A 23,958-nucleotide genomic window follows, 5' to 3' on the forward strand; every position below is an offset into this window, starting at 1 on the left:
CCCGCCGCGCACGCCCCCGAGGGCGGCGCGATGCGTCCCATGAAGGTGGGCCTGCTTGGTCTTGGCGTTGTTGGCGGAGGCACATGGACCGTGCTGTCGCGCAACGCGGAAGAAATCGCCCGCCGCGCCGGCCGCCGCATCGAAGTCACCCGCGCCGCCGTGCGCGACGTGGCCAAGGCGCGCGCCCGCGTGGGCGACTCGATCCTGGTTGATACCGATGTGCACGCGCTGGTGCGCGACCCGGAAATCGACATCGTTGTTGAACTGATCGGCGGCGACACGCTGGCGCTGGAACTGGTGATGGAAGCCATCGCCAACGGCAAGCACGTCGTCACCGCCAACAAGGCGCTGCTGGCCAAGCACGGCAACGAGATCTTCGCCGCCGCCTACGAGCGCGGCGTCATGGTCACGTTCGAAGCCGCGGTGGCCGGCGGCATCCCCATCATCAAGGCGATCCGCGAGGGCCTGACTGCCAACCGCATCCAGTGGGTGGCGGGCATCATCAACGGCACCACGAACTTCATCCTGTCGGAAATGCGCTCGCGCGGGCTGCCGTTCGCCGACGTGCTGGCCGAAGCCCAGCGCCTGGGCTACGCCGAAGCCGATCCCACCTTCGACGTGGAAGGCGTGGACGCCGCGCACAAGCTGACGCTGCTGGCCTCGCTGGCCTTTGGCGTGCCGGTGCAGTTTGACCGCGCCTACATCGAAGGCATCTCGCAGCTGGCCGCCGAAGACATCGAACATGCCGAGCGCCTGGGCTACCGCATCAAGCTGCTGGGCGTGACCAAGCGTCGCCCCGACGGCATTGAACTGCGCGTGCATCCCGCGCTGGTGCCGTCCGAGCGCCTGCTGGCCAATGTCGAAGGCGCGATGAACGCCGTGCTGGTCAAGGGCGATGCCGTTGGCCCCACGCTGTATTACGGTCAGGGCGCGGGCGAAGAGCCCACCGCATCCGCCGTGGTGGCCGACCTGGTCGACGTGACGCGCCTGCACACCGCCGATCCGGGCAACCGCGTGCCGCACCTGGCGTTCCAGCCGGATGCCATGTCGGACACGCCGATCCTGCCGATCGAACTCGTCAGCACGTCGTACTACCTGCGCCTGCGCGTGGACGACCAGCCGGGCGTGTTGGCGGACATCGCCCGCATCCTGGCCGACCGCTCGATCTCGATCGGTTCGATGATTCAGCAGCCCTCGCACATCGGCGGCGCCGACATTATCTTCCTGACGCATGAAGCCGTGGAAGGCAACATCAATCAGGCCATCGAGCGCATCGAGGAGATGCCGTTCGTGCGGTCCAAGGTCACCCGTTTGCGCGTGGAGAACCTGACATGAAATACGTCTCGACCCGAGGCGGCATGGCCGCCCAGCCCTTTTCCGACATCCTGCTGGAAGGCCTGGCCCCCGACGGCGGCCTGGCCGTGCCGGAACAACTGCCCCAGGTCTCCGAGCAAACGCTGGAATCGTGGCGCGGCTTGTCCTACGCCGACCTGGCGTTTGAAGTGCTGTCGCTGTTTGCCACCGACATTCCGGCCGACGACCTGCGCCGCCTGACGCGCGCGGCGTACACGCAAGAGATCTTCAACAGCGAAGACATCGTGCCGCTGCGTCCGCTGGACGGCGGCTTGTCGCTACTGGGCTTGTCCGAAGGCCCGACGTTGGCGTTCAAGGACATGGCCATGCAGTTCCTGGGCCAGGTCTTTGAATACACGCTGGCCAAGCGCGGCACCACCTTGAACATCCTGGGCGCGACCTCGGGCGACACGGGCTCGGCGGCCGAATACGCGTTGCGCGGCAAGCAGGGCGTGGCCGTGTTCATGCTGTCGCCGCATGGCCGCATGAGCGCTTTCCAGCGCGCACAGATGTATTCGCTGCAAGACGAGAACATCCACAACATCGCCGTGCGCGGCGTGTTCGACGAAGCGCAGGACATCGTCAAGGCGCTGGCCAGCGACCTGGCTTTCAAGACCAAGTACCGTCTGGGCGCCGTTAACTCGATCAACTGGGCGCGCATCGCCGCCCAGGTCGTGTATTACTTCCACGGCTGGTTGCGCGCCACCGACAAGCCGGGCCAGCAGGTCTCGTTCGCGGTGCCGTCGGGCAACTTCGGCAACATCCTGTCGGGTCACATCGCGCGCAGCATGGGCTTGCCGGTGCGCCGCCTGGTACTGGCCACGAACGAGAACAACGTGCTGGAAGAGTTTTTCCGTACGGGTATCTACCGTCCGCGTCCGGCCGAGCAGACGTACGCCACGTCCAGCCCGTCGATGGATATTTCGCGCGCGTCCAACTTCGAACGCTTCGTCTTCGATCTGGTGGGCCGCGACGCCTCCCGCGTGAAGGCGCTGTGGACCACCTTGGCGCAAGAGGGCTCGTTCGACCTGTCCGACCTGAAGCCGCAGTTCGAATCGCGCTACGGCTTCGTGTCCGGCCAAAGCTCGCACGAGGCGCGCCTGGCCACCATCCGTTCGCTGTACGACGAGACCGGCGTGCTGGTCGATCCGCACACCGCCGATGGCGTGAAAGTGGCGCGCGACTTCGTTGAGCCCGGGGTGCCGATGCTGGTGCTGGAGACGGCCTTGCCGGCAAAGTTTTCCGAAACCATCGAAGAAGCGCTGGGCCGTCCGGCCACGCCGCCGGGCAACCTGGCCAACCTGGAGTCGCTGCCGCAGCGCGTACAGGTGATGGACTGCACGATGGCCGAGGTGCGCCGCTTCATCGAGGCCAACGCCAAGGTCTGAGCCCGTGCGCTGACCTGTAACGGCTTGCGGTTTGTGTAAGCGTAAAACCCCTCACAGGCTTGCCCGTGAGGGGTTTTTTTACGATGTGGGTTGCGGGGTTTACGTTTTTTCTCAATTTGCCGACAACCCGACACGATATCGGGGCCAGGTTCCCGATACAGTGGAATCACCTATTCACACTTGGAGAACACGCCCATGAACCTGAAGACCATGACGTTGGCCCTGGTGGTGACCGGAGTTGGGGTGCTGGCCGGATGCTCGTCGCCCTCGGTCATTCAGCAACGGGACGGTAGCTCGACCGTGACGCCCGATTCGCCGTCTTATGACAAAAAGTCCGGCATGTATGAATACGACAAGGACGGCAAGAAAGTCCAGATCAACAAGGACGACGTAAAGTCCATCGAAGAGGTCAAGTGACCGCCGTTGCGCCGCGCGCAATAAAAAAAGCCCCTTGAGCATCAAGGGGCTTTTTGCTTTTCAGCGTTTTGCTTTTCAGCGCGGCATTACTTCGCCGCTTCCTCGGCGTGATAGCGGCCCACGCGCTCGACTTCGTTCTTCGAGCCCAGGATCACGCTGACGCGCTGGTGCAGCTTGTCCGGCTGGATGTCCATGATGCGCTGGACGCCGTTGATCGCGGCGCCGCCGGCCTGTTCGACCAGGAAGCTCATCGGGTTGGCTTCATACATCAGGCGCAGCTTGCCGGCCTTGCCGGGTTCGCGCGCATCCCAGGGGTACATGAAGATGCCGCCACGGGTCAGGATGCGATGCACGTCCGCCACCATCGAGGCGATCCAGCGCATGTTGTAGTCCTTGCCCAAGGGGCCCGTGGCGCCGGCCAGGCAGTCGTCGACGTAGCGCTTCACGGGCGGTGCCCAGTGGCGGCTATTCGACATGTTGATGGCGAATTCCTTGGTGTCTTCCGGCACCTGGATGTTCTCGTGCGTGAGCACCCACGAGCCCATTTCGCGGTCCAGCGTGAAGCCGACCACGCCATTGCCGATGGTCAGCACCAGCATGGTCTGCGGGCCATAGACGGCATAGCCGGCCACGACCTGCTTGTTGCCGGGTTGCAGGAAATCGTCTTCGCAGACCGGAGCGCCCGACACGTTGTGCGGGGCCTGCAGCACCGAGAAGATGGTGCCGATGGAGACGTTGACGTCGATGTTGGACGAGCCATCCAGGGGATCGAACAACAGCAGGTATTCGCCCTTGGGGTAGCGGTTCGGAATCAAATGGATGGTTTCCATTTCTTCCGAGGCCATGGCCGCCAGGTGGCCGCCCCATTCGTTGGCTTCAAGCAGGATTTCGTTGGACAGGACGTCCAGCTTCTTCTGCACTTCGCCTTGGACGTTTTCGCTTTCCAGGCTGCCCAGGACGCCGCCCAGCGCGCCCTTGCTGACGGCGTGGCTAATCGCCTTGCAGGCGCGCGCGACCACTTCGATCAGCAGCCGGACTTCCGGCGCCAGGGCTTGGGCGGAGCGTTGTTGCTCCACCAGGTATTGAGTAAGTGTTTTACGTTTCAAGAGGGTCTCCCTATGCTGCGAATTCTAAAGCCTTGGATACGATTTCCTGCACGTTGCGCGACAAGCCCGCATGGGCGCGCACCTGTTGCAGCGCGGCCTGCATGGGCGTGCGCAGGGCCGGCACGAAGCGCGACCAGTTGTCCAGCGCACGCGCCAGCCGAGCCGCGACTTCGGGGTTCAGGGCGTCCAGCGCCAACACCTGCTCGGCCCAGAACGCATAACCCGAACCGTCCGGGTGGTGCATGCCGCGCGCATTGTTCAGGCAGAACTGGAAAATCAGCGCGCGGGCGCGGTTGGGGTTGCGCAACGTGAAGGCGGGGTGCGTCATGAGTTCGCGGGCGGTATGCACCGTGGTCGAACGCGCGGCCGCCTGCAAGGCAAACCACTTGTCCACCACCAGCGGGTTGTCGCGCCACTTGTCATAGAACGCTGCCAGCGCTTCCTGGGGGAAGTCGCCCTGGCCGTAATTGATCAGGGCAGACAGCGCGGCCATGCTGTCGGTCATGTTGCCGGCGTGCTCGTACTGATGCTCGGCCAGACGCTGCGCGTCGTGTTCGCCGGCCGCCAGCAGATGGCTCAAGGCCAGGTTCTTCAGGGCGCGCTTGCCGGCGGGCACCGGCGCGGGGCTGTATTCGCCCGGCGTCTGGTTCTGATCGAACGCCTGGCGCAATTCCGTGGCCAGCTGCCGGCCGAGTTCGGCGCGCAGGAAGTCGCGGGCCACAGCCAGCGCGGGCGGGTCCACCGCCTGCATGCGCTCGGCCAGCGTCTTCTCGGACGGCAGGGCCAGCGCGCGGGCGCGATAGGCGGCGTCCAGGGCCGGGTCGGTCAGCAGTGCGCGCCAGGCGTTGATGAACGCCGCGTCCGCGTGTAGCGTGCGCCCGGCCTGGCGGGCTTCGGCCAAGGCCAGGATCTGGCGCGTGGCCAGTTCCTGGCCGGCTTCCCAGCGGGCGAAGGGGTTGGTGTCATGCGCGGACAGCAGCGCCAATTCTTCGTCGGTCCAGTCATAGTCGACGATGACCGGGGCCGAGAAATCGCGCAGCAACGAGGGCACGGGCCGCTCGGCGATATCTTCGAACACCCATTGTTGGCTGGGCGTGGTCAGTTCCAGCAGGGCGGTGTCGCGGGTGGCGCCGTCGTGACGCAGCGGCAGCGCGCGGCCGTCCTGGTCCAGAAGGCCGATCGCAAACGGGATGTGGTACGGCGCCTTGACGTAGTCAGCGCCGGCTTTTTTCTCGACGCCCACCGGCTGGCATTGCTGGGTCAGCGTGACCGTGCAGCGGCGGGTGGCGGCGTCGTGTTCAAGCGTGACGGCCACGCGCGGCGTGCCGGCCTGGCGGTACCAGCGGCGGAACACCGACAGGTCGCGGCCCGGGTGCTGGCGCACATAGACCGATTCCATGGCGTCGACAAAGTCGTCGCAGGTGACGGCCTGGCCGTCGTGGCGGCGAAAGTACTCGTCCATGCCGGCGCGGAAGCCTTCCTCGCCCAGCAGCGTGTGCTGCATGCGGATGACTTCGGCGCCTTTCTCGTACACGGTTGCCGTATAGAAGTTGCCGATTTCCTGGTAGCTCTCGGGGCGGATGGGGTGGGCCATGGGGCCGGCATCTTCCGGAAACTGCGCGGCGCGCAGGGCCACCACGTCATCGATACGCTTGACGGCGCGCGCGCTGGTGGCGGCGGCGGCATCCATGTCGTGCGCCATCATGTCGGCGCTGAATTCCTGGTCGCGGAAAACGGTCAGCCCTTCTTTCAGGCTCAGCTGGAACCAATCGCGGCAGGTGACGCGGTTGCCGGTCCAGTTGTGAAAGTATTCATGGCCGATGACGGATTCGATGCCTTCGTAGTTGGCGTCGGTGGCGCTGTCGGCGTCGGCCAGCACGTAGGCGGCGTTGAAGATATTCAAGCCCTTGTTTTCCATCGCGCCCATGTTGAAGTCATGGACGGCGACGATCATGAAGCGGTCCAGATCCAATTCCAGGCCGAAGCGGGTTTCATCCCAGCGCAGGGCGCGCACCAACGAATCAAGCGCCCATTCGGTCTTGGTTTCAGAGCCGGGGTCGCTGTAGACCTGAAGCAGCACGTCGCGGCCGCTGGCCGTCTTGACGGTGGTTTCACGGTGCGTCAGGTTGCCGGCCACCAACGCAAACAGATAGCAAGGCTTGGGGAACGGGTCTTCCCATTCGACTTCGTTGCGGCCGTCGGGCAACTGGCGCGATGCCATCAGGTTGCCGTTGGACAGCAGCACGGGGTATTGCGGCTGCGCCCGCAGCGTCACGCGGTAGCGCGACATCACGTCGGGGCGGTCGGCAAACCACGTGATGCGGCGAAAGCCCTCGGCCTCGCATTGCGTGAAGAAGTTGCCGCCGGACACATACAAGCCCATCAGCGTGGAGTTGGCCGATGGATTGCAGCGGCTGACCACATCGACCGTGGCGTCGGCGGGCAGGCCGTATATGGCCAGGCTGTGCTCGGACAGGTGATAGGCGTCGGCGTCCAGGGTGGCGCCGTTGACCGCTACCGACACGAGTTCCAGGTCTTCTCCATCCAGGATCAAGGCCGCGTCGGCGCTGGCGCCGGGCTTGCGTTGCACGTGCATCGTGCAGCGCACTTCGGTGGCGTCCGGCGCCAGATCGAAGGCCAAAGCGACTTCGGGAATGTCGTAGGGGTAGGGCTGGTAATCCTTGCGATAAACGGTAATGGGCGTGTCGGTGCGCATGGAGTTGCAGTCCTGGTTTGAACGAGGGGTCTATTGTAGTAGGTGGGCGCGGCGCGCAGTCTGGGGCGTGCGGGCTACGGCAAACTTTTTGCCGTGGGCATAGTCAAAGCTCAGTATGATGGCGCCGTCGCGCGCAACAGGAGTCGCAAAATGTTCCGAAAGTCGTTGTTCAGTGTGGGCCGTTGGGCAGGATTAACGGCTGTGGCGGCAACGCTGGCACTGACCGGTTGCGCCGCGCCGTCCGTTTCCGCGCGGGTGACTTCGTTCCAGCAATGGCCTACCGGCGTTGAAGGGCAGACTTACCAATTTGTGGCCGCGGATCCGAATCAACTGAATAATCTGGAATACCAGTCCTATCAGGACATGGTGCGCGCCGGCATCGGTGCAACGGGTTTGGTCGAAGCCCAGCCCGGCGCCAAGGGGCGTTTTGACGTGTCGTTTACCTATGGAACCAGCCAGACCCAGGTAATGGTGCGCCGCGCCTACGATCCCTATTTCTACGGCGGCTACGGCTATGGCGGATATGGCGGTTTCTACGGGCCTCGCCCCTGGGGCGGCGCCTATGGGTACTGGGGGCCGGAATGGGTCGATGTGCCCATGGCGGTGCAGCGCAACACACTGAGCTTGAAGATTCGGGACACCCAACGTGGGGGTGCCGAGGTTTACCGTTCCACGGCCTTCATACTTAGTCAGGGCGATGATTTCATGCGCACGATGCCCTATCTGGTACGCGCGATATTCGACAATTTCCCCGGGAATAATGGGGCGGAACGCGAAATTCAGTTCCCCGTTCAGTAAGCCCTGACGGCGCTTCGACGCTGAATTCCAAAATAAATCGGCGCACCAGATTGGTGCGCCGATTTATTTCTTACTACAGAATAGGTTTTATTCTTTGATAAGAAAGCTGTCGCGTGTCGCGCCACCGGCTTCTTCAGCCGCGAGCCAGCGCGGGGCTTTGCCACGGCCGCTCCAGGTTTCGCCCGTTTGCGGGTGACGATACTTCGGGGCAACGGCACGCTTGGCGGCGGTGGCGGGGCGTGCCGCCGCGCCAGCCTTGCGTCGGCCACCGGGGGCCACGCGCGCGGGCTTGCCCGAACCGTATGCCGCAATGATTTCTTCCGGGGTGATGTCGTATTCGCGCATGGACGTGATGATGGAGGTGATCACGGGCTTGCGACGCTTCGTTTGGAGGACTTCCGCCTTCTTTTGAAGCTTGTTGATTTCCTTCTCGATCTTTGCTTGCAGAGCTGCGTATGTTTCTCGGGCCATGGTTTATTCCTGATTATGGAACTGCTTTAATCGCCGGCGAAGTAATGTTTAATTGTTGTGCTTCGCATAATACATAAGTTGCGGCTTGACTTCTCTATTTTCGAGCTAATTACTTTGTATCAAAAGAGCCGCAAGGCCTGACGGTATGCGGCCCTCGGGCAGGAACAAGTTTTGGGAAGGATATTCCCAAATTTAGGACGATTTGAAACAGACGCGAATTGGGTTCACAAGGCGGACGAATCCCGCAAACAGGGGCTGTTCCCGGCGTCATTTGTTTCAATTAGCGAAAGAATCGCGTTTTGTGACAGCCTTCGCCGAGTTTATGTTGTTGGTCGTGGACGATTTAAAGCCGGGCCATGCCAGCCCCGATTTATGAGCCAAGGAGGGTGACCGAATTGACACTTTCGTTGCCTCGATGCGGCCGCCATGCATTTTGGCATTGCCCGCTCAGCGGATTGATATGGTGAATTAGGGTGTCTTCCGGGCCGAGTTTCCGCATTTTGATCAGCGCTTGTCAGACCAATCCTGGGTATTTCTCACTCTTGTATGCCAAGAGCCTAGGAGTCGTTCAACCGCGTTCCGGAGCGGCTCCCCAACTGTTATGTGGTGAAACAATATTTAGTTGTTTTGCTTAACTTGATACTTCATTCGATGTCCCCATATTTATTCACGCGTGAATAATCTTTCACCCCTCGGCAGTGGCCGCCTTGCCAAAGTCGGGACGAGGGGGGCCGGTCAGCGGTACGATACGGTCTTGTGCATCCACGCAACGCGTGCGCCCGTGCCGCGCCGATGCCCCCTGAATAGAGCCTATGAAAATCACTGATCCCGCTATTGCTTCCCTTGCCACCGCCAAATCGCTTTTGCTTGACCCCTGGGGCCTGACCGAAGCGGATATGGCGCGTGCCCTGGGTGAGATCTTCACCCACAAGGTCGATTACGCCGACCTGTACTTTCAGTACACGCGCAGCGAGGGATGGAGTCTGGAAGAGGGCATCGTCAAGACCGGCAGCTTTTCCATCAGCCAGGGCGTCGGCGTGCGTGCCGTCAGCGGCGAGAAAACCGCCTTTGCCTATTCCGATTCCCTGTCGGCCGACGCGCTGCTGTCGTCTGCCCACGCCGTGCGCGGCATTGCCCGGCGCGGCGCCGGCAAGGTCAAGGTGGCCGCTCAGGTCGAAGCCGAAATGGGCCGCAGCCTGTACGCCGACATCGACCCCGTCGCCACGCTGAGCGCGCCGGAAAAGGTGGCGCTGCTGGAACGCATCGAGCGCATGGCGCGTGCACGCGACCCGCATGTCATCCAGGTGATGGCCGGTCTGGGTGCCGAATATGACGTCGTGCTGGTGGCCGGCAGCGATGGCCGTCTGGCCGCCGACGTGCGCCCGCTGGTGCGCCTGTCGCTGACCGTGATCGCCGAACGCAACGGCCGCCGCGAAATGGGCCATGCCGGGGGCGGTGGACGCTTGGGGCTTGCCTACTTCACGGACGAAATGCTGCAAGGCTATGTCGAACGTGCCGTGCATGAAGCCATGGTCAACCTGGAAGCGCGCCCGGCGCCCGCCGGCGAGATGACGGTGGTGCTGGGGTCCGGCTGGCCCGGCATCCTGCTGCACGAGGCGGTGGGCCACGGGCTGGAAGGCGACTTCAACCGCAAGGGCTCCAGCGTGTTTTCCGGCCGCATCGGCGAACGCGTGGCATCCAAGGGCGTCACCGTGGTCGACGACGGCACGCTGCCCGATCGCCGCGGTTCGCTCAACATCGACGATGAAGGCAATGCCACCCAGCGCAACGTGCTGATCGAAGACGGCATCCTGCGCGGCTACATGCAAGACACGCTGAACGCGCGTCTGATGAAAACCGCCGCCACCGGCAACGGCCGCCGCGAATCGTTTGCGCACCTGCCGATGCCGCGCATGACCAACACGTACATGCTGGCCGGCGACAAGCCTGCTGAAGAAATCGTGTCGTCGGTCAAGCGCGGCCTGTACGCCGTCAATTTCGGCGGGGGCCAGGTGGACATCACCAGCGGCAAGTTCGTGTTCTCGGCATCCGAGGCCTACATGATCGAAGACGGCAAGGTGACCTACCCGGTCAAGGGCGCCACGCTGATCGGCAACGGCCCTGACGCCATGACCCGCGTCACCATGATCGGCAACGATCTTCAGCTGGATTCCGGCGTGGGTACTTGCGGCAAGGACGGCCAGAGCGTGCCGGTGGGCGTGGGCATGCCGACCGTGCGCATGGAAGGGCTGACCGTGGGCGGTACCGCCTGAACGTCAGATCGGGCCGCCACCGTCGCCAAAAAACGATGTGACGGCCCGAATGTTTTGTGCTAGAGTCATTTCCCATGAAATTCGCGTCCCCCGCCTTTACCTTTTATTTTTATGGTTTTCTGAAGCCGCTGGCGGAGGAAGGGACGCACTCAATCTGAAGTTTGGAAAGAATCCCCCCAAAAAGCCGCCAGCGAACTGGCGGCTTTTTTTGTGCCGCCGGGATCGGAAACCACCGATCGGAGATGGACCCGTTGGCGGGCAACCCAGGAGCAGTACCGTGTCACACAATACCGACGACCTTCGCATCCGAGAAATCAAGGAACTGAATCCGCCCGCGCACGTGATGCGCGAGTTTGCATGCACCAAGGAGGCGGGCGACACCGTGTTCGCTGCCCGCCAGGGCATGCACCGCATCCTGCACGGCATGGACGACCGCATGATCGTCGTGATCGGCCCCTGCTCGATTCACGACACGCGCGCCGCCATTGAATACGCGAAGCGTCTGAAGCCGGTGCGTGACCGCCTGAGCGCCGATCTGGAAATCGTGATGCGCGTGTATTTCGAAAAGCCTCGCACCACGGTGGGCTGGAAGGGCCTGATCAACGATCCGGATCTGGACGGCAGCTTCGACATCAACAAGGGCGTGCGCGTGGCCCGTGAACTGCTGCTGGATATCAACAGCCTGGGGTTGCCGGCCGGTTGCGAGTTCCTGGACATGATTACGCCGCAGTACATCGCGGATCTGGTCTCCTGGGGGGCGATCGGGGCACGCACGACGGAAAGCCAGGTGCACCGCGAACTGGCGTCCGGCTTGTCGTGTCCGGTGGGGTTCAAGAACGGCACGGACGGCAATGTGAAGATCGCGGTCGACGCGATCAAGGCTGCGTCGCAGCCGCACCACTTCCTGTCGGTGACCAAGGGCGGGCATTCCGCGATTGTGTCCACCGCCGGCAACGAGGACTGCCACGTCATCCTGCGCGGCGGCAAGACGCCGAACTACGACGCGGCCAGCGTTGACGCCGCCTGCCAGGACGTGTCCAAGGCCGGCCTGGCGCAGCGCATCATGGTGGACGCCAGCCACGCCAACAGCAGCAAAGACCCCGAAAACCAACCCCGCGTCATCGACGACGTGGCGCGCCAGATGGAAGCGGGCGACGCGCGGCTGATCGGCGTCATGGTGGAAAGCCACCTGTTGGGCGGGCGCCAGGACATGGTGCCGGGCAAGCCGCTCGTGTACGGCCAGAGCATTACCGACGGCTGCATCGACTGGGACGCGTCGGTTGCCGTGCTGGAGCGCCTGGCGCACGCGGTGCGCGAACGCCGCCGCGTTGCGCTGACCTCGGGCAAGTAAGCGGCCGGTCACGCCGGCGCGCCGCACGCCGTCTTCCTGGGGCGGTTTGCGGCGCAGCATGCGTGGCGGCGTAGAATATTCGGATTAACGAACCCGCGCTCGCCGCGAATTCCCCGAGAACACGCTGATCATGAATGCTCCCTTGCACGCTGAAACGTTGCGCCGTCCGGTGCCGGCCGCCTGTCTGGACGCCTTGCGCGCGCGCTTTGGCGACCGCCTGTCTGAATCCTCGGCCGTGTGCGAGCATCACGGCCGCGACGAGTCCCCGTATCCCGCCATGCTGCCCGACGCCGTGGTCTTCGCGCACAGCACGGAAGACGTGGCCGCGGTGGCCAAGCTGTGCAACGAACACCGTGTTCCGTTGATTCCCTATGGCGCCGGCTCGTCGCTGGAAGGCCACATCCTGGCGATCCAGGGCGGCATCAGCCTGGACCTGTCGCAGATGAACAAGGTGTTGGCGATCAACGCCGAAGACCTGACCGCCACCGTACAGGCCGGCGTCCTGCGCAAGCAGTTGAACGAAGAGATCCGCAGCACCGGCTTGTTCTTCCCGATCGACCCGGGCGCCGACGCCAGCCTGGGCGGCATGGCCGCCACGCGCGCCTCCGGCACCAACGCCGTGCGCTACGGCACCATGCGCGAAAACGTCATGTCGTTGACCGTCGTGACGGCCGATGGCCGCATCATCCGCACGGCCGGCCGCGCGCGCAAATCGTCGGCAGGCTACGACCTGACGCGCATCTTCGTCGGTAGCGAAGGCACGCTGGGCATCATCACCGAAGTCACCGTGCGGTTGTACCCGCAGCCCGAAGCCGTGTCGGCGGCCGTCTGCAACTTCCCCACGCTGGACGCCGCCGTGCAAAGCGTGATTGAAATCATCCAGATGGGCGTGCCGATCGCGCGCGTGGAATTCATGGACGCCGCCAGCGTGCGGTCGGTCAACCAATACAGCAAGCTGAGCCTGCGCGAAACGCCGCTGCTGGTGTTTGAATTCCATGGCAGCCCGGCCGGCGTGCAGGAACAGGCCGAAACCGTGCAGGCGATTACCGCCGAACATGGCGGCATGGACTTCGAATGGGCCGAGCGCCCCGAAGACCGCAGCCGCCTGTGGACGGCGCGCCACAATGCCTACTTTGCGGGCCTGCAATTGCGTCCCGGCTGCCGCGCCAGCACCACCGACGTGTGCGTGCCGATTTCGCGCCTGGCCGATTGCGTGCGCGACACCGTCGAAGAATTGGAACGCGCCAGTTTCCCGTATACCATCGTCGGCCACGTGGGCGACGGCAATTTCCACGTATTGATGCTGCTGGACGCCGACAATCCGAAGGAATGGGAAGAGTCGGAAACGATCAACCACAACCTGGTTCGCCGTGCGATTGCGGCGGACGGCACCTGCACCGGCGAACATGGCGTGGGCTTGCACAAAATGCAATTCATGGCGGAAGAGCATGGCGACGATGCGCTGGATCTGATGCGTAGCCTGAAGCACGCGTTTGATCCGAACAACATTCTGAATCCCGGCAAGATCGTGTCCTGGTAAGACATCAAGCGGGCCGCGCGCCTTGCTGAAGCCGACGGTATTGCCGTCGGCTTTTTTACGCGTGCACCGCGCGCAATTACTGCTGGTTACGAGTCGGGCACGGCGTTTATCCCATGGATGCGGGTAAATCCCGGCCTGTTTTCATAGTGCGCTCGCGCTATTGTTGCGCTCATGAATTCACTGGTCGAAACCGGCCTGGCACAAGTGCAGGCGCCTTATTCTTTGCAGCAGCTCATCGAGGCGTTGTCGGCCGCGTTGCCCGCGCACTGCGTATTGTTCCGCGAAGAAGATACCCGTCCCTACGAGTGCGACGGCCTGTCGTTGTATCGCGCGCTGCCGGCCGTGGTGGCCCTGCCTGAAACCGAAGAACAAGTGCAAGCCGTCATGCGGATCTGCAAGCGGCTGAATGCGCCGCTGGTGGCGCGCGGCGCGGGCACGGGCTTGTCTGGCGGCGCCATGCCGCATAGCCAGGGCGTGCTGCTTGGCTTGTCCAAATTCAATCGCATCAAGCATATCGACCTGGCTAGCGCCACCGCCATCGTGCAGCCCGGCGTGCGCAACCTGGCCATTTCCGAAGCGGCCTCGCCCTATGGCCTTTATTACGCGCCCGATCCGTCCAGCCAGATCGCCTGTTCCATCGGCGGCAACGTGGCCGAGAATTCCGGTGGCGTGCATTGCCTGAAGTACGGCCTGACCGTGCACAACGTGTTGCGCGTGCGGGTCGTCACCATTGACGGCGACATCGTCGAGCTGGGCTCCGAGGCGCCCGATGCACCCGGGCTGGATCTGCTGTCTGTCTTCATCGGATCAGAAGGCATGTTGGGCGTGGTCACCGAAGTGACGGTAAAGCTCATCCCCAAGCCCGCTTGCGCGCAGGTGGTGATGGCCAGCTTTTCGAGCGTCGAGGCGGCCGGCAATGCGGTCACGCAGGTCATTGCGGCGGGCATGATTCCTGCTGGGCTCGAGATGATGGATCGCCGCGCCACGCATATGGTCGAACCCTTTGTGTGCGCCGGCTACGATCTGGATGCGCAAGCCATCCTGCTGTGCGAATCGGACGGCACCCCTGACGAGGTCGCCCACGAAATCGCGCGGATGGAAGCGGTGTTTCGCGATGCCGGTGCAACGCGTTGCCAAGTGTCCACGTCGGAAGCCGAGCGCTTGAAGTTCTGGGCGGGACGCAAGAATGCGTTTCCGGCGGCCGGCCGCGTATCGCCTGATTATTACTGCATGGACGGCACGATTCCGCGTCGCCACTTGGCGCGGGTGCTGGGCGCCATCGAGCAAATGGAAGACGAATTCGGCTTGCGATGCGCCAACGTTTTTCATGCAGGAGACGGCAACCTGCATCCGCTGATTCTGTTCGATTCGAACAAGCCGGACGAGGTCGAGCGCGCCGAGAAATTCGGCGCCGCGATTCTTGAGCTGTGCGTGCAGGTAGGAGGCACCGTGACCGGAGAGCACGGTGTGGGTATGGAGAAAATCAATCAAATGTGCGTGCAATTCTCTCGCGAAGAACTCGACGCGTTCCTGGCGGTCAAGCGGGCGTTCGACCCGCCGTGCCTGCTGAATCCTGAAAAAGTCATTCCCACGCTGGCCCGCTGCGCCGAATACGGCAAGATGCACGTCCATGCGGGCGAGTTGCGGTTCCCCGATCTCGCCCGTTTCTAGGACGCATCCCCTATGGATTTTGTCCTGTCGGAATTGTGCGACCAGGTCATGACGGCTCGTGCCGGCCACAAGCCGTTGTTTGTCATGGGCGGCGGCAGCAAGGCGTTCTACGGCAACTATCGCCCGGTCACGCCGCAAGACGGCCACTGCCTGCTCGACATGACGCCGTATCGCGGCATCGTCAGCTATCACCCGTCCGAGCTGGTGGTGACCGTACGCGCCGGTACGCCGTTGACCGAGCTTGAAGCGGTGTTGGCCGAGAACGGGCAGATGCTGGCGTTTGAACCGCCGCACTTCGCGGCATCGGCAACCGTGGGCGGTTGCGTGGCGGCGGGGCTGTCCGGGCCGCGCCGCATGAGCGCCGGCGCATTGCGCGACTTCGTCCTGGGCACCCGGCTGCTGGACTCGGAAGGGCGCATGCTGTCGTTCGGCGGCGAAGTCATGAAGAACGTGGCCGGGTACGACGTGTCGCGCTTGTTGGCGGGGTCGCACGGCATCTTCGGCGCGATTCTTGATGTGTCGATGAAGGTGGTGCCGCGACCCATGGAAGAACTGACGTTGGTACTTCCCGCCACGCAGGCGCAGGCGTTGGCAAGCTTTGCGTTGTGGCGCGGCAAGCCGTTGCCCATTTCCGCCACCAGCTGGACGGGTGACGATGACGGGGGCGAAGGGCTTATGCACGTGCGGCTGTCAGGCGCGCCGCCGGCGTTGGCCAGCGCGCGCCACGTCATCGGCGGGGACGCGCTGTTGCCGGATGCCGCGCTGGTGTGGTGGCGCTCGTTGCGCGAGCAGACGCACCCGTTTTTTCACCCCGGCCGGCCTTTGTGGCGCCTTGCGCTGCCGCCCACCGCCGCTGCGTTGGGCCTGGGGCCCACATTGATCGAGTGGGGGGGCGGCCAGCGTTGGCTGTCCGGCCAACGTGACGCCACCGAGCTTCGCGAAATCGCCGCGCGGCTGGGCGGGCACGCCACCTTGTTCCGCCCCGGCAACAGCAAGCCACCGGTCGACGGGGTATTTCATCCGCTGGCGCCCGGCGTCGCGGCGATCACGCGCCGGCTCAAGCAGGAGCTTGACCCGGCCAGCCTGTTCAACCCCGGCCGCCTGGTTCTGGAGCTATAGCGCATGCAAACCAACCTGGCATCCTGGGCCCGCGATACCGACTTGGGCAACGAAGCCGACGCCATCTTGCGGCGCTGCGTGCATTGCGGTTTCTGCACTGCCACCTGTCCCACGTATCAAGTGCTGGGCGACGAGCTGGACAGCCCGCGCGGGCGTATCTATCTGATCAAGCAGGTGCTGGAAGGCGCCGAGCCCACGCAGTCCACGCAACAACACCTGGACCGTTGCCTGACCTGCCGCAATTGCGAAACCACGTGCCCGTCGGGCGTTCAGTACGGGCACCTGATCGACATCGGGCGCAAGATCGTGGACGAACGCGTGCCGCGTTCATGGGCCGACAAGACCAAGCGCAACCTGCTGCGTCGTGCGATGTTGTCGCCCATGTTCGCGCCCGCGATGAAAGCGGGGCAGGCGATGCGCGCCATGCTGCCCGAGGCGCTCAAGCGCAAGGTGCCCGAGCGCCGCGATGCGGGCGCCTTGCCCGTTGTGTCAGGGCATGCACGCCAGGTGCTGATGCTGACCGGCTGCGTGCAGCCGGCCATGATGCCCACCATCGACGCCGCCACCATCCGCGTGCTGGATGCGGTGGGTATCGGCGCGCGGCTGGCCCCAGGTGCGGGGTGTTGTGGCGCGGTCAGTTTTCATCTGGACGCGCAAGACGCCGCGTTGGCGCAGATGCGCGCCAATGTGGACGCGTGGTGGCCGCTGATACAGGGTGGGGCGGTGGAGGCCATCGTCATGAACGCTTCCGGCTGCGGCGCGATGGTCAAGGAATATGCGCATCATTTGAAGCATGATCCTGCCTACGCGCAGAAGGCCGCGGATATCGTTGCGCGCGTCAAGGACGTGGCCGAAATTGTCGCCCCGCATGCAGCCCAGCTGCGTGCGCGTTTGCCCGGCGGCGCGCGGGCCGCGTATCACCCGCCCTGCACCTTGCAGCATTGGCAGGGCCTGCGGCCGCTGTCCGAGCAGTTGCTGGTGGATCTGGGTTTCGATTTGCAGCCGTTTGCCGACAAGCACCTGTGCTGCGGCTCGGCGGGTGCGTACTCGGTGCTGCATCCGGATATCGCGTTGCAGCTGCGCGACCGCAAACTGACGGCCATTGCCGCAGGCGGGCCCGACGTGATCCTGTCGGCCAACATCGGCTGCATTGGCCATCTGCAAAGCGGCACCGACACGCCGGTGCGGCATTGGGTGGAAGTGGTGGACGAACAGCTGCGCCAGACGGCGGCGGCGTAGGTACAGAAAGGCGCCGGTCCGAAGCTCGGATGAAGGCGCGCAACGAACGCCTGTCGCCAGGCGTTCGTTGCATGGCGCGGTTTATTCGACCGCCTTCACCATATCCTCAAGCACCTTCTTGGCATCGCCGAAGACCATCATCGTGCGGTCCATGTAGAACAATTCGTTGTCCAGCCCGGCGTAGCCGGATGCCATCGAACGCTTGTTCACGATCACGGTGCGCGCCTTGTAGGCTTCCAGGATCGGCATGCCGGCAATGGGCGACTTCGGATCGTTCTTGGCGGCGGGGTTGACCACGTCGTTCGCGCCCAGCACCAGCACGACGTCGGTCTGCGCGAACTCGCTGTTGATGTCGTCCATTTCGAAGACCTGGTCGTAGGGCACTTCGGCTTCGGCCAACAGCACGTTCATGTGGCCCGGCATGCGGCCCGCCACCGGGTGGATGGCGTACTTGACCGTCACGCCGCGTTCCGTGAGCTTGGTGGCCAGTTCTTTCAGCGCATGCTGCGCGCGCGCCACCGCCAGGCCGTAGCCCGGCACGATCGTCACGCTTTCGGCGTTGGTCATCAGGAATGCCGCATCGTCGGCGCTGCCCGACTTGACGCTGCGCTGCTGCGCCGCGCCCGCATCCGCCGCGCTGCCCGCCTGCCCGCCGAACCCGCCCAGAATCACGTTGAAGAACGACCGGTTCATCGCCTTGCACATGATGTAGGACAGGATGGCGCCGGACGAGCCGACCAGCGAGCCGGCGATGATCAGCATCGGGTTGTTCAGCGAAAAGCCGATGCCCGCCGCCGCCCAACCGGAATAGCTGTTCAGCATCGACACCACCACCGGCATGTCCGCGCCGCCGATCGGGATGATGATCAGCACGCCCAGCACGAAGGCCACCAGCGTCATGATGATGAAGGGCGTCCATTCCTGCGTCAGCATGAACCACAGGCCGCAGCCCAGCATCACCAACGCCAGCGCCAGATTCAGCATGTGTTGGCCGGGGAACACGACGGGCGCGCCTTGGAACAGCCGGAACTTGTACTTGCCCGACAGCTTGCCGAACGCGATGACCGAGCCCGAGAACGTGATGGCGCCCACGAAGGTGCCGATGAACAGCTCGAAGCGGTTGCCCGTGGGAATCAGCATGCCGGCCGGCACGATGCCGAAGGCGTGCGGCTCGGCGACGACGGCAACCGCAATGGCGACCGCCGCCAGGCCGATCATGCTGTGCATGAAGGCGACCAGTTCGGGCATCTTCGTCATCTCGACGCGGCGGGCCATCAAGGTGCCGATGGAACCGCCCACCAGCAGGCCCAGCAGGACCCACCCCAGGCCGATGGTGGCGGTGCCTTCGCGCGCCAGCCCGATGATGAGCGCTGCCGTGGTCAGCACGGCGATGGCCATGCCGGCCATGCCGAAGGCGTTGCCCAGCCGGGACGTGGTCGGATGCGACAGCCCCTTGAGCGCCTGGATGAAGCAGACCGAGGCAATCAGGTAGAGCAGGGTGACGAGGTTAAGCGAGATCATTTCGCTTCCTCCTTGCCCGGGCCAGGCTTGCGATCCTTTTTCTTGAACATTTCCAGCATGCGCCGCGTGACAAGAAAGCCACCGAACACGTTCACGGCCGCCAGCGCCACGGCGAACACGCCCATGCCGCGCGCCAGGCCGCCTTCGGTCAGCGCGGCCGCCAGCATGGCGCCCACGATGATGATGGCGGAGATGGCGTTGGTCACCGCCATCAACGGCGTGTGCAAGGCGGGCGTGACGTTCCACACAACGTGGTAGCCGACATAGATGGCCAGCACGAAGATGATGAGATTCATCAGGGTGGGGTTGATCGCTTCCATGTTCAGGTCCTTTGCATCACATTGCCGCCTTCGCACACCAGGCAGGCCGCCACGATTTCATCGTCGCGCTGGATCGCCAGCGCGCCGTCCGCATTGATGATGAGCTTCAGGAAGTCCATGACGTTGCGCGCATAGAGCGCGGACGCGTCGGTGGCGACCAGGCCGGGCAGGTTGGTCAGGCCGACGATCGTCACGCCGTGTTTTTCCACGATCTTGCCGCGTTCGGACAGGGGGCAGTTGCCACCGCGTTCGACCGCCAGGTCCACCAACACGGAGCCGGGTCGCATGGCCGCGACAGTGTCGGCCGACACCAGCGTGGGGGCGGGGCGGCCGGGGATCAGCGCGGTGGTGATGACGATGTCGGCCTGCTTGCAGCGTTCGGACACCAACGCTGCCTGCCGCGCCATCCATCCGGGTGGCATGGCGCGCGCGTAGCCGCCTTTGCCTTCGGCGATTTCGCGTTCTTCGTCGGTTTCGAAGGGCACGTCGATGAACTTGGCGCCCAGGGATTCGACCTGTTCCCTTGCGGCGGGGCGCACGTCGGACGCCTCGACGACCGCGCCCAGGCGCTTGGCGGTGGCAATGGCCTGAAGGCCGGCCACGCCGGTGCCCAGCACCACGGCGCGCGCGGCCTTGAGGGTGCCGGCGGCGGTCATCATCATGGGGATCAGCCGGCCGTAGTGGTGGGCGGCCAGCAGCACGGCTTTGTAGCCGGCCAGGTTGGCTTGGGAAGACAGCACATCCAGGCTTTGCGCGCGCGTGATGCGGGGCGCGGCTTCCAGGGCAAAGCCGGTCAGGCCGGCGGCGGCCATCTGTTCGATGCCTTCGGCGTCGAACGGGTCCAGCATGCCGATGATGACGGCCCCGCGCTTCATGTGGGGCACTTCATCGGCGGAGGGGGCGCGAACCTTCATGACCAGGTCCGCGCCCAGGGCATCCTGGGCAGAGCCTAGCGTGGCTCCCGCGGCCTCGTAGGCGTCGTCAAGATAACGGGCGGCGACGCCGGCCCCGCGCTCCACGACAACGGTGTGTTTGCCGCCTACGTACTTCTTGACGGTCTCCGGTGTTGCTGCGACACGGGTTTCCCCGTCTCGGGTCTCTTTGGGTATCCCGATGTGCATCGACGCCTCTCCTCAGAAGGTTCGCCGTAGTTATACACGTTAATGTTGCCCCCACGCGCGCTCATTGCATTCGCGCGCTGCCCCCCAAGGGGGCTGGCCCGCCTTGGGGCGGCCCGGCGGCGGGCCGTTGCCCCCACGCTGCGCTCATTGCATTCGCTGGCTGCCCCCCGAGGGGGCTGGCCCGCCTTGGGGCGGCCCGGCGGTGGGCCGTTGCCCCTACGGTGCGCTCATTGCATTCGCTTGCTGCCCCCAAGGGGGCTGGCCCGCCTTGGGGGTGGGCAGGTTCTTTGGGCTACGGCATTTGCCGGACGAAAAAAAGCCCCATGGCGAACCATGGGGCTCCGGGTTTTGCAACCCACTTGCTCCGGCCAGTCTTACCACGCCGCTGGCCGGCACTTGCGCGTAAACGTCCGGCGTCAGGCCGTTTGCGCGCGAGTCCAGTTGATCAGCGCGGCGGTCAGGTCGCGCAGATCGGCCTTCAGGCGGCCATAGTTTTCGGTCGGACGCAGCGTCACTTCGTCCATGTACAGCTTGCGGTTGATTTCGATCTGCAAGCTGTGGCGGCCTTCCTGGGGGCGGCCAAAAGCGCGGACCAGTTCGACACCCTTGTACGGGTCGTTGACCGTGACGTTATAGCCACGCTCGCGCAGCCATGCCGCGATGAACTCGCGGAACGCCGGGTCGCTGGTGCTGCCGTCGCGGTCACCCAGCACGAAGTCGGGGTGGACCAGGCCGGGGCGGTCGGTGGCGAAGGCGCCGGCCACGCTGGGCATGGAGTGGCAATTGATATGCCAGACCTTGCCGAACTTCTTGTGGGCGGCATCCAGCACCTGGCCGAGCGCGGCATGGTACGGCTTCCAGCAGGCGTTGATGCGGTGGCGGACTTCTTCCACCGTCAGCTTGCGGTTGTACAGCGGCGTGCCGTCGTCCAGCATGCGCCAGATCAGGCCCTTGCCCAGCTTGACCTTGGGCGATGCGTTGACGGCATCCGGCCAGGCTTGGTCCAGCAGCAATTCATCGATCTCGTCGGCCGCGCGGTTGGCGTCGATGTAGGCGCGCGGAAACGCGGCGGCTACCATCGGCACGCCCATGTCGAGCGCGTCGCCCCACAGGTCGTCAACCCAGGTGTCCTCGGCAGTGCGCAGCGCGCCAAAGTCCACCGCGGCGGCGAAGTCGGGAGGGTAGGCGGTGCCGCTGTGCGGAGAGTCCAGCACGAGCGGGGCCGAGGGCTCCGAATCGGGATATTGCTGCGGAAGGTCGAGCCGGTAAGACAGGGGTTGGGTAATTCGCATATAGAGGTGTTGCGTTCGTGATTCGAAAGGCCCGCGCTGCCCGTGATGGCGCGGCGCGGGCCGAAGATCGCTTAGTCGATCTTCACGTTGGCTTCTTTGGCGATGCGCTTGTTCTTGGCGATTTCAGCGGCGATCTGCTTGCCGAAGTCGGCCGAGCTGTTGGCGGCGGGTTCGGCGCCCAGGGCTTCCAGGCGCGACTTCACGTCGGCGTCGGCGCTAACCTTCTGCACGGCGGCGTTCAGCTTGGCCAGGATGGGTTCCGGCAGCTTGGCCGGGGCAACCAGGCCAAACCACGACGCGTCGTTCACAGCCGGCAGGCCGGCTTCGGCGAACGTGGGCACGTTGGGCAGGCTGGCCACGCGCTTGGGCGAGGCCACGGCCATGGCGATCAGGCGGCCGGACTGCACGTGCGGCAGGGTGGACGGCAGGTTGTCATACATGACGTCGACCTGGCCGGCCAGCGCGTCGTTCAGCGCCGGGCCCACGCCACGGTACGGAACGTGCATCAGGTCGGTGCCCGAGGCCATCTTGAACAGTTCGCCCATCATGTGCGAAACCGAACCGTTGCCGGCCGACGCGTACGTCAGCTTGCCCGGCTGGCTCTTGGCCAGCTTGATGAAGTCGGCGATGTTCTTGGCGTCAACCTTGGGGTTGATCGTCATGATGTTCGGCACGGCGGCCAGGTTCGAGATGGGCGTGAAGTCCTTCTCGCCATCGAACGGCAGGTTCGGGTAGATGGCCGGGTTGATGCCGTGCGTGCTGACCGTGGCGATGCCCAGGACGTAGCCGTCCGGTGCGCTGCTGGCAACGAATGCGCTGCCGATCGAGCCGCCCGCGCCACCGCGGTTTTCCACCACGACGGTCTGGCCCAGTTCCTTGCCCAGCTTGTCCGCGAACAGGCGGCCGACGATGTCGGTGGTGCCTCCGGGCGGGAAGGGAACGATCAGGCGGATGGGCTTGCTGGGATACGCGTCTTCAGCGTGCGCGATACCCGAGGTCAGCGGCATGGCCAGGGTCGCGGCGGCGACACACAGGCCCAGTACTACGTTACGGCGTTGCATGGATTCCCCTAATAAATGGAAAGCGAATGCGCAAAGGCAGTCGCAAACGCAACGATTCTTTCCTGGCGGGGCGGTTTGCGCAAACGAAAGTTTCTCCGTAAGCTATGACTTTTTTTCATGCCTCCCGTTTGCCGACACGATTCGGGCGTTACTTTTGTGTAACTTTTCCGCACTTGGCACACGCGATCGAGGCCGGGGAAACATCCCCGATCAAGCCCCGCCGGGGCGGGAGCCCCACGCGACGTGGGGGCGAATCATGCGACGTTTCTGTCCCTCTTTAACGGATCTTCAAGCATTTGAAGTTGCCGCGCGGCACAGCAGCTTTACGCGGGCGGCTCAGGAATTGTGCGTCACGCAAGGCGCCGTCAGTAAACAGGTGAAACATCTGGAAGAGTTCGTAGGCGTTGAACTATTCCTGCGCATCAGGCAAGGCCTGGTGCTGACCGAGGCCGGCCGCAGTTATCTGACCAAGGTTCAGGCGGGCTTGGGCCAGATCGAAGCGGCCACCGTCGAGCTGATTGCGCATCAAGGGCAGGGCGGCACGTTGAACCTGACCTGTATGCCCACGTTTGGCGCGCGCTGGTTGATCCCGCGCCTGACGGCTTTCATGCGCTTGCGCCCCGACATCCACGTTGAATTCCTGCCGCACCGCCAGGGCTACGATTTTTCCACGCCTGAACTGGATGCCGCCGTGCGATTCGGCGAAGGCATCTGGCCGGGCAGTGGCGCCGACTACATCGTGGGCCGCGACATCGTGCCCGTGTGCAGCCCGCGCCTGATTCCGGGCGGCTGTCCATCGCCCGAGGCTCTGCTGGCGTATCCGCTGCTGCACCATACGTCGGCGCTGGAGGGTTGGCGCGATTGGTTCGAGCAAGCCGGCTGTGACAGCCGTCGCAGCCTGGAAGGCGCGCGCTTTGACCAGTACGCGCTGTTGTCGCAGGCCGCCGCCGCCGGTTTCGGCGTGGCGCTGATTCCGCGTTGCCTGATCGAAGACGAGTTGCGCGACGGCAAGCTGGCCGTGGCCATCAAACTGCCGATCCGCGCGCGCATGGGCTATTACCTGTGTTACCCCGAGCAGAAGGCCAACCTGCCGACCTTGCAGGCGTTTCGCGCCTGGCTGATGGAAGTGTCCCGGGCAGCAGAGCCGCAGCCCAACGCCGAGCCGGCGCCCGAAGCCGCGTCCGAACTAAAATAGCCGCAT

General features: G+C 64.3%; 19 protein-coding genes. 11 read left to right on the forward strand and 8 right to left on the reverse strand.

Translation table 11 applies throughout. The features are described 5' to 3' along the window. The first annotated feature begins 30 nt into the window (after nucleotides 1-30). The 3 genes from DVB37_RS07600 to DVB37_RS07610 all read left to right on the forward strand — a co-directional run bounded on the left by DVB37_RS07600 (nucleotide 31) and on the right by DVB37_RS07610 (nucleotide 3,158). Nucleotides 31-1,335 (forward strand): homoserine dehydrogenase, encoded by a 1,305-nt coding sequence (locus tag DVB37_RS07600; protein ID WP_120157409.1) that lies wholly within the window; start codon nucleotides 31-33, stop codon nucleotides 1,333-1,335. After that, nucleotides 1,332-2,741, forward strand: coding sequence for a threonine synthase (gene thrC, locus DVB37_RS07605; protein WP_104143224.1), 1,410 nt, complete (start codon nucleotides 1,332-1,334; stop codon nucleotides 2,739-2,741). Before DVB37_RS07600 ends, thrC begins: the two co-directional genes overlap by 4 nt. 195 nt (nucleotides 2,742-2,936) lie before the next feature. Then, nucleotides 2,937-3,158 (forward strand): YgdI/YgdR family lipoprotein, encoded by a 222-nt coding sequence (locus DVB37_RS07610; protein ID WP_046805542.1) that lies wholly within the window; start codon nucleotides 2,937-2,939, stop codon nucleotides 3,156-3,158. Between the two features lie 86 nt (nucleotides 3,159-3,244). On the opposite strand, the gene DVB37_RS07615 is transcribed toward DVB37_RS07610, so the two are convergent. Both DVB37_RS07615 and pepN read right to left on the reverse strand, forming a co-directional pair. Continuing rightward, a complete protein-coding gene (locus DVB37_RS07615) occupies nucleotides 3,245-4,264 on the reverse strand; it encodes a class 1 fructose-bisphosphatase (protein WP_104143226.1) in 1,020 nt (339 codons plus the stop codon). A 10-nt stretch (nucleotides 4,265-4,274) separates the two neighbouring features. Beyond that, complete coding sequence (pepN, locus tag DVB37_RS07620) at nucleotides 4,275-6,980, reverse strand: aminopeptidase N (protein ID WP_120154504.1); 2,706 nt, start codon at nucleotides 6,978-6,980, stop codon at nucleotides 4,275-4,277. A 150-nt stretch (nucleotides 6,981-7,130) separates the two neighbouring features. On the opposite strand from pepN, the gene DVB37_RS07625 reads away from it, so the two are divergent. After that, nucleotides 7,131-7,778 (forward strand): DUF4136 domain-containing protein, encoded by a 648-nt coding sequence (locus tag DVB37_RS07625; protein ID WP_104143229.1) that lies wholly within the window; start codon nucleotides 7,131-7,133, stop codon nucleotides 7,776-7,778. Between the two features lie 87 nt (nucleotides 7,779-7,865). Here DVB37_RS07625 and DVB37_RS07630 read toward each other — a convergent pair whose 3' ends face one another. Beyond that, on the reverse strand, nucleotides 7,866-8,249 hold the full coding sequence (locus DVB37_RS07630; RefSeq protein ID WP_104143230.1) for an H-NS family nucleoid-associated regulatory protein: 384 nt from the start codon (nucleotides 8,247-8,249) through the stop codon (nucleotides 7,866-7,868). Between the two features lie 812 nt (nucleotides 8,250-9,061). Here DVB37_RS07630 and tldD point away from each other — a divergent pair. The 6 genes from tldD (at nucleotide 9,062) to glcF (ending at nucleotide 17,442) form a co-directional block, all read left to right on the forward strand. Next, nucleotides 9,062-10,522: a metalloprotease TldD gene (gene tldD, locus DVB37_RS07635; protein WP_006218381.1), complete on the forward strand. Its 1,461-nt coding sequence runs from the start codon at nucleotides 9,062-9,064 to the stop codon at nucleotides 10,520-10,522. A gap of 277 nt (nucleotides 10,523-10,799) precedes the next feature. Beyond that, the gene (gene aroG / locus DVB37_RS07640) at nucleotides 10,800-11,873 is read left to right on the forward strand and encodes a 3-deoxy-7-phosphoheptulonate synthase AroG (protein ID WP_046805537.1); all 1,074 of its coding nucleotides are present in this window, start codon (nucleotides 10,800-10,802) and stop codon (nucleotides 11,871-11,873) included. A gap of 130 nt (nucleotides 11,874-12,003) precedes the next feature. Continuing rightward, nucleotides 12,004-13,413, forward strand: a complete 1,410-nt coding sequence (locus DVB37_RS07645) for an FAD-binding oxidoreductase (protein WP_104143232.1) — start codon at nucleotides 12,004-12,006, stop codon at nucleotides 13,411-13,413. Between the two features lie 171 nt (nucleotides 13,414-13,584). Further along, complete coding sequence (locus tag DVB37_RS07650) at nucleotides 13,585-15,084, forward strand: FAD-linked oxidase C-terminal domain-containing protein (RefSeq protein ID WP_046805535.1); 1,500 nt, start codon at nucleotides 13,585-13,587, stop codon at nucleotides 15,082-15,084. Between the two features lie 12 nt (nucleotides 15,085-15,096). Next, nucleotides 15,097-16,203, forward strand: a complete 1,107-nt coding sequence (gene glcE, locus DVB37_RS07655; RefSeq protein WP_120154507.1) for a glycolate oxidase subunit GlcE — start codon at nucleotides 15,097-15,099, stop codon at nucleotides 16,201-16,203. Nucleotides 16,204-16,206: 3 nt separating this feature from the next. Continuing rightward, on the forward strand, nucleotides 16,207-17,442 hold the full coding sequence (glcF, locus tag DVB37_RS07660; RefSeq protein ID WP_046805533.1) for a glycolate oxidase subunit GlcF: 1,236 nt from the start codon (nucleotides 16,207-16,209) through the stop codon (nucleotides 17,440-17,442). 81 nt (nucleotides 17,443-17,523) lie between these two features. Here glcF and DVB37_RS07665 read toward each other — a convergent pair whose 3' ends face one another. The 5 genes from DVB37_RS07665 to DVB37_RS07685 all read right to left on the reverse strand — a co-directional run bounded on the left by DVB37_RS07665 (nucleotide 17,524) and on the right by DVB37_RS07685 (nucleotide 22,757). Further along, nucleotides 17,524-18,963: an NAD(P)(+) transhydrogenase (Re/Si-specific) subunit beta gene (locus tag DVB37_RS07665; protein WP_046805532.1), complete on the reverse strand. Its 1,440-nt coding sequence runs from the start codon at nucleotides 18,961-18,963 to the stop codon at nucleotides 17,524-17,526. Next, on the reverse strand, nucleotides 18,960-19,283 hold the full coding sequence (locus DVB37_RS07670) for an NAD(P) transhydrogenase subunit alpha (protein ID WP_046805531.1): 324 nt from the start codon (nucleotides 19,281-19,283) through the stop codon (nucleotides 18,960-18,962). The genes DVB37_RS07665 and DVB37_RS07670 overlap by 4 nt, the downstream gene beginning before the upstream one ends. A 2-nt stretch (nucleotides 19,284-19,285) precedes the next feature. Further along, nucleotides 19,286-20,404: a Re/Si-specific NAD(P)(+) transhydrogenase subunit alpha gene (locus DVB37_RS07675; protein ID WP_120154509.1), complete on the reverse strand. Its 1,119-nt coding sequence runs from the start codon at nucleotides 20,402-20,404 to the stop codon at nucleotides 19,286-19,288. 416 nt (nucleotides 20,405-20,820) lie between these two features. Then, nucleotides 20,821-21,696 (reverse strand): N-formylglutamate amidohydrolase, encoded by an 876-nt coding sequence (locus tag DVB37_RS07680; protein ID WP_120154511.1) that lies wholly within the window; start codon nucleotides 21,694-21,696, stop codon nucleotides 20,821-20,823. Nucleotides 21,697-21,767: 71 nt separating this feature from the next. Continuing rightward, the gene (locus tag DVB37_RS07685) at nucleotides 21,768-22,757 is read right to left on the reverse strand and encodes a tripartite tricarboxylate transporter substrate binding protein (RefSeq protein WP_046805528.1); all 990 of its coding nucleotides are present in this window, start codon (nucleotides 22,755-22,757) and stop codon (nucleotides 21,768-21,770) included. A gap of 256 nt (nucleotides 22,758-23,013) precedes the next feature. On the opposite strand from DVB37_RS07685, the gene DVB37_RS07690 reads away from it, so the two are divergent. After that, the gene (locus DVB37_RS07690; RefSeq protein ID WP_046805527.1) at nucleotides 23,014-23,952 is read left to right on the forward strand and encodes a LysR substrate-binding domain-containing protein; all 939 of its coding nucleotides are present in this window, start codon (nucleotides 23,014-23,016) and stop codon (nucleotides 23,950-23,952) included. Nucleotides 23,953-23,958 lie beyond the last annotated feature (6 nt).

Source organism: Achromobacter sp. B7, assembly GCF_003600685.1.
GTDB lineage: Bacteria > Pseudomonadota > Gammaproteobacteria > Burkholderiales > Burkholderiaceae_B > Achromobacter > Achromobacter spanius_B.

Excerpts from the sequence above, each read along its gene's own strand:
- tldD (WP_006218381.1), top strand. The coding sequence starts at position 9,062 with ATGAAAATCACTGATCCCGCTATTGCTTCCCTTGCCACCGCCAAATCG.
- glcE (WP_120154507.1), top strand. The coding sequence starts at position 15,097 with ATGGATTTTGTCCTGTCGGAATTGTGCGACCAGGTCATGACGGCTCGT.
- DVB37_RS07625 (WP_104143229.1), top strand. The coding sequence starts at position 7,131 with ATGTTCCGAAAGTCGTTGTTCAGTGTGGGCCGTTGGGCAGGATTAACG.
- DVB37_RS07670 (WP_046805531.1), bottom strand. The coding sequence starts at position 19,283 with ATGGAAGCGATCAACCCCACCCTGATGAATCTCATCATCTTCGTGCTG.
- DVB37_RS07665 (WP_046805532.1), bottom strand. The coding sequence starts at position 18,963 with ATGATCTCGCTTAACCTCGTCACCCTGCTCTACCTGATTGCCTCGGTC.
- thrC (WP_104143224.1), top strand. The coding sequence starts at position 1,332 with ATGAAATACGTCTCGACCCGAGGCGGCATGGCCGCCCAGCCCTTTTCC.
- DVB37_RS07645 (WP_104143232.1), top strand. The coding sequence starts at position 12,004 with ATGAATGCTCCCTTGCACGCTGAAACGTTGCGCCGTCCGGTGCCGGCC.
- DVB37_RS07630 (WP_104143230.1), bottom strand. The coding sequence starts at position 8,249 with ATGGCCCGAGAAACATACGCAGCTCTGCAAGCAAAGATCGAGAAGGAA.
- DVB37_RS07690 (WP_046805527.1), top strand. The coding sequence starts at position 23,014 with ATGCGACGTTTCTGTCCCTCTTTAACGGATCTTCAAGCATTTGAAGTT.
- DVB37_RS07610 (WP_046805542.1), top strand. The coding sequence starts at position 2,937 with ATGAACCTGAAGACCATGACGTTGGCCCTGGTGGTGACCGGAGTTGGG.
- DVB37_RS07680 (WP_120154511.1), bottom strand. The coding sequence starts at position 21,696 with ATGCGAATTACCCAACCCCTGTCTTACCGGCTCGACCTTCCGCAGCAA.
- DVB37_RS07600 (WP_120157409.1), top strand. The coding sequence starts at position 31 with ATGCGTCCCATGAAGGTGGGCCTGCTTGGTCTTGGCGTTGTTGGCGGA.
- DVB37_RS07675 (WP_120154509.1), bottom strand. The coding sequence starts at position 20,404 with ATGCACATCGGGATACCCAAAGAGACCCGAGACGGGGAAACCCGTGTC.
- DVB37_RS07685 (WP_046805528.1), bottom strand. The coding sequence starts at position 22,757 with ATGCAACGCCGTAACGTAGTACTGGGCCTGTGTGTCGCCGCCGCGACC.
- pepN (WP_120154504.1), bottom strand. The coding sequence starts at position 6,980 with ATGCGCACCGACACGCCCATTACCGTTTATCGCAAGGATTACCAGCCC.
- glcF (WP_046805533.1), top strand. The coding sequence starts at position 16,207 with ATGCAAACCAACCTGGCATCCTGGGCCCGCGATACCGACTTGGGCAAC.
- DVB37_RS07650 (WP_046805535.1), top strand. The coding sequence starts at position 13,585 with ATGAATTCACTGGTCGAAACCGGCCTGGCACAAGTGCAGGCGCCTTAT.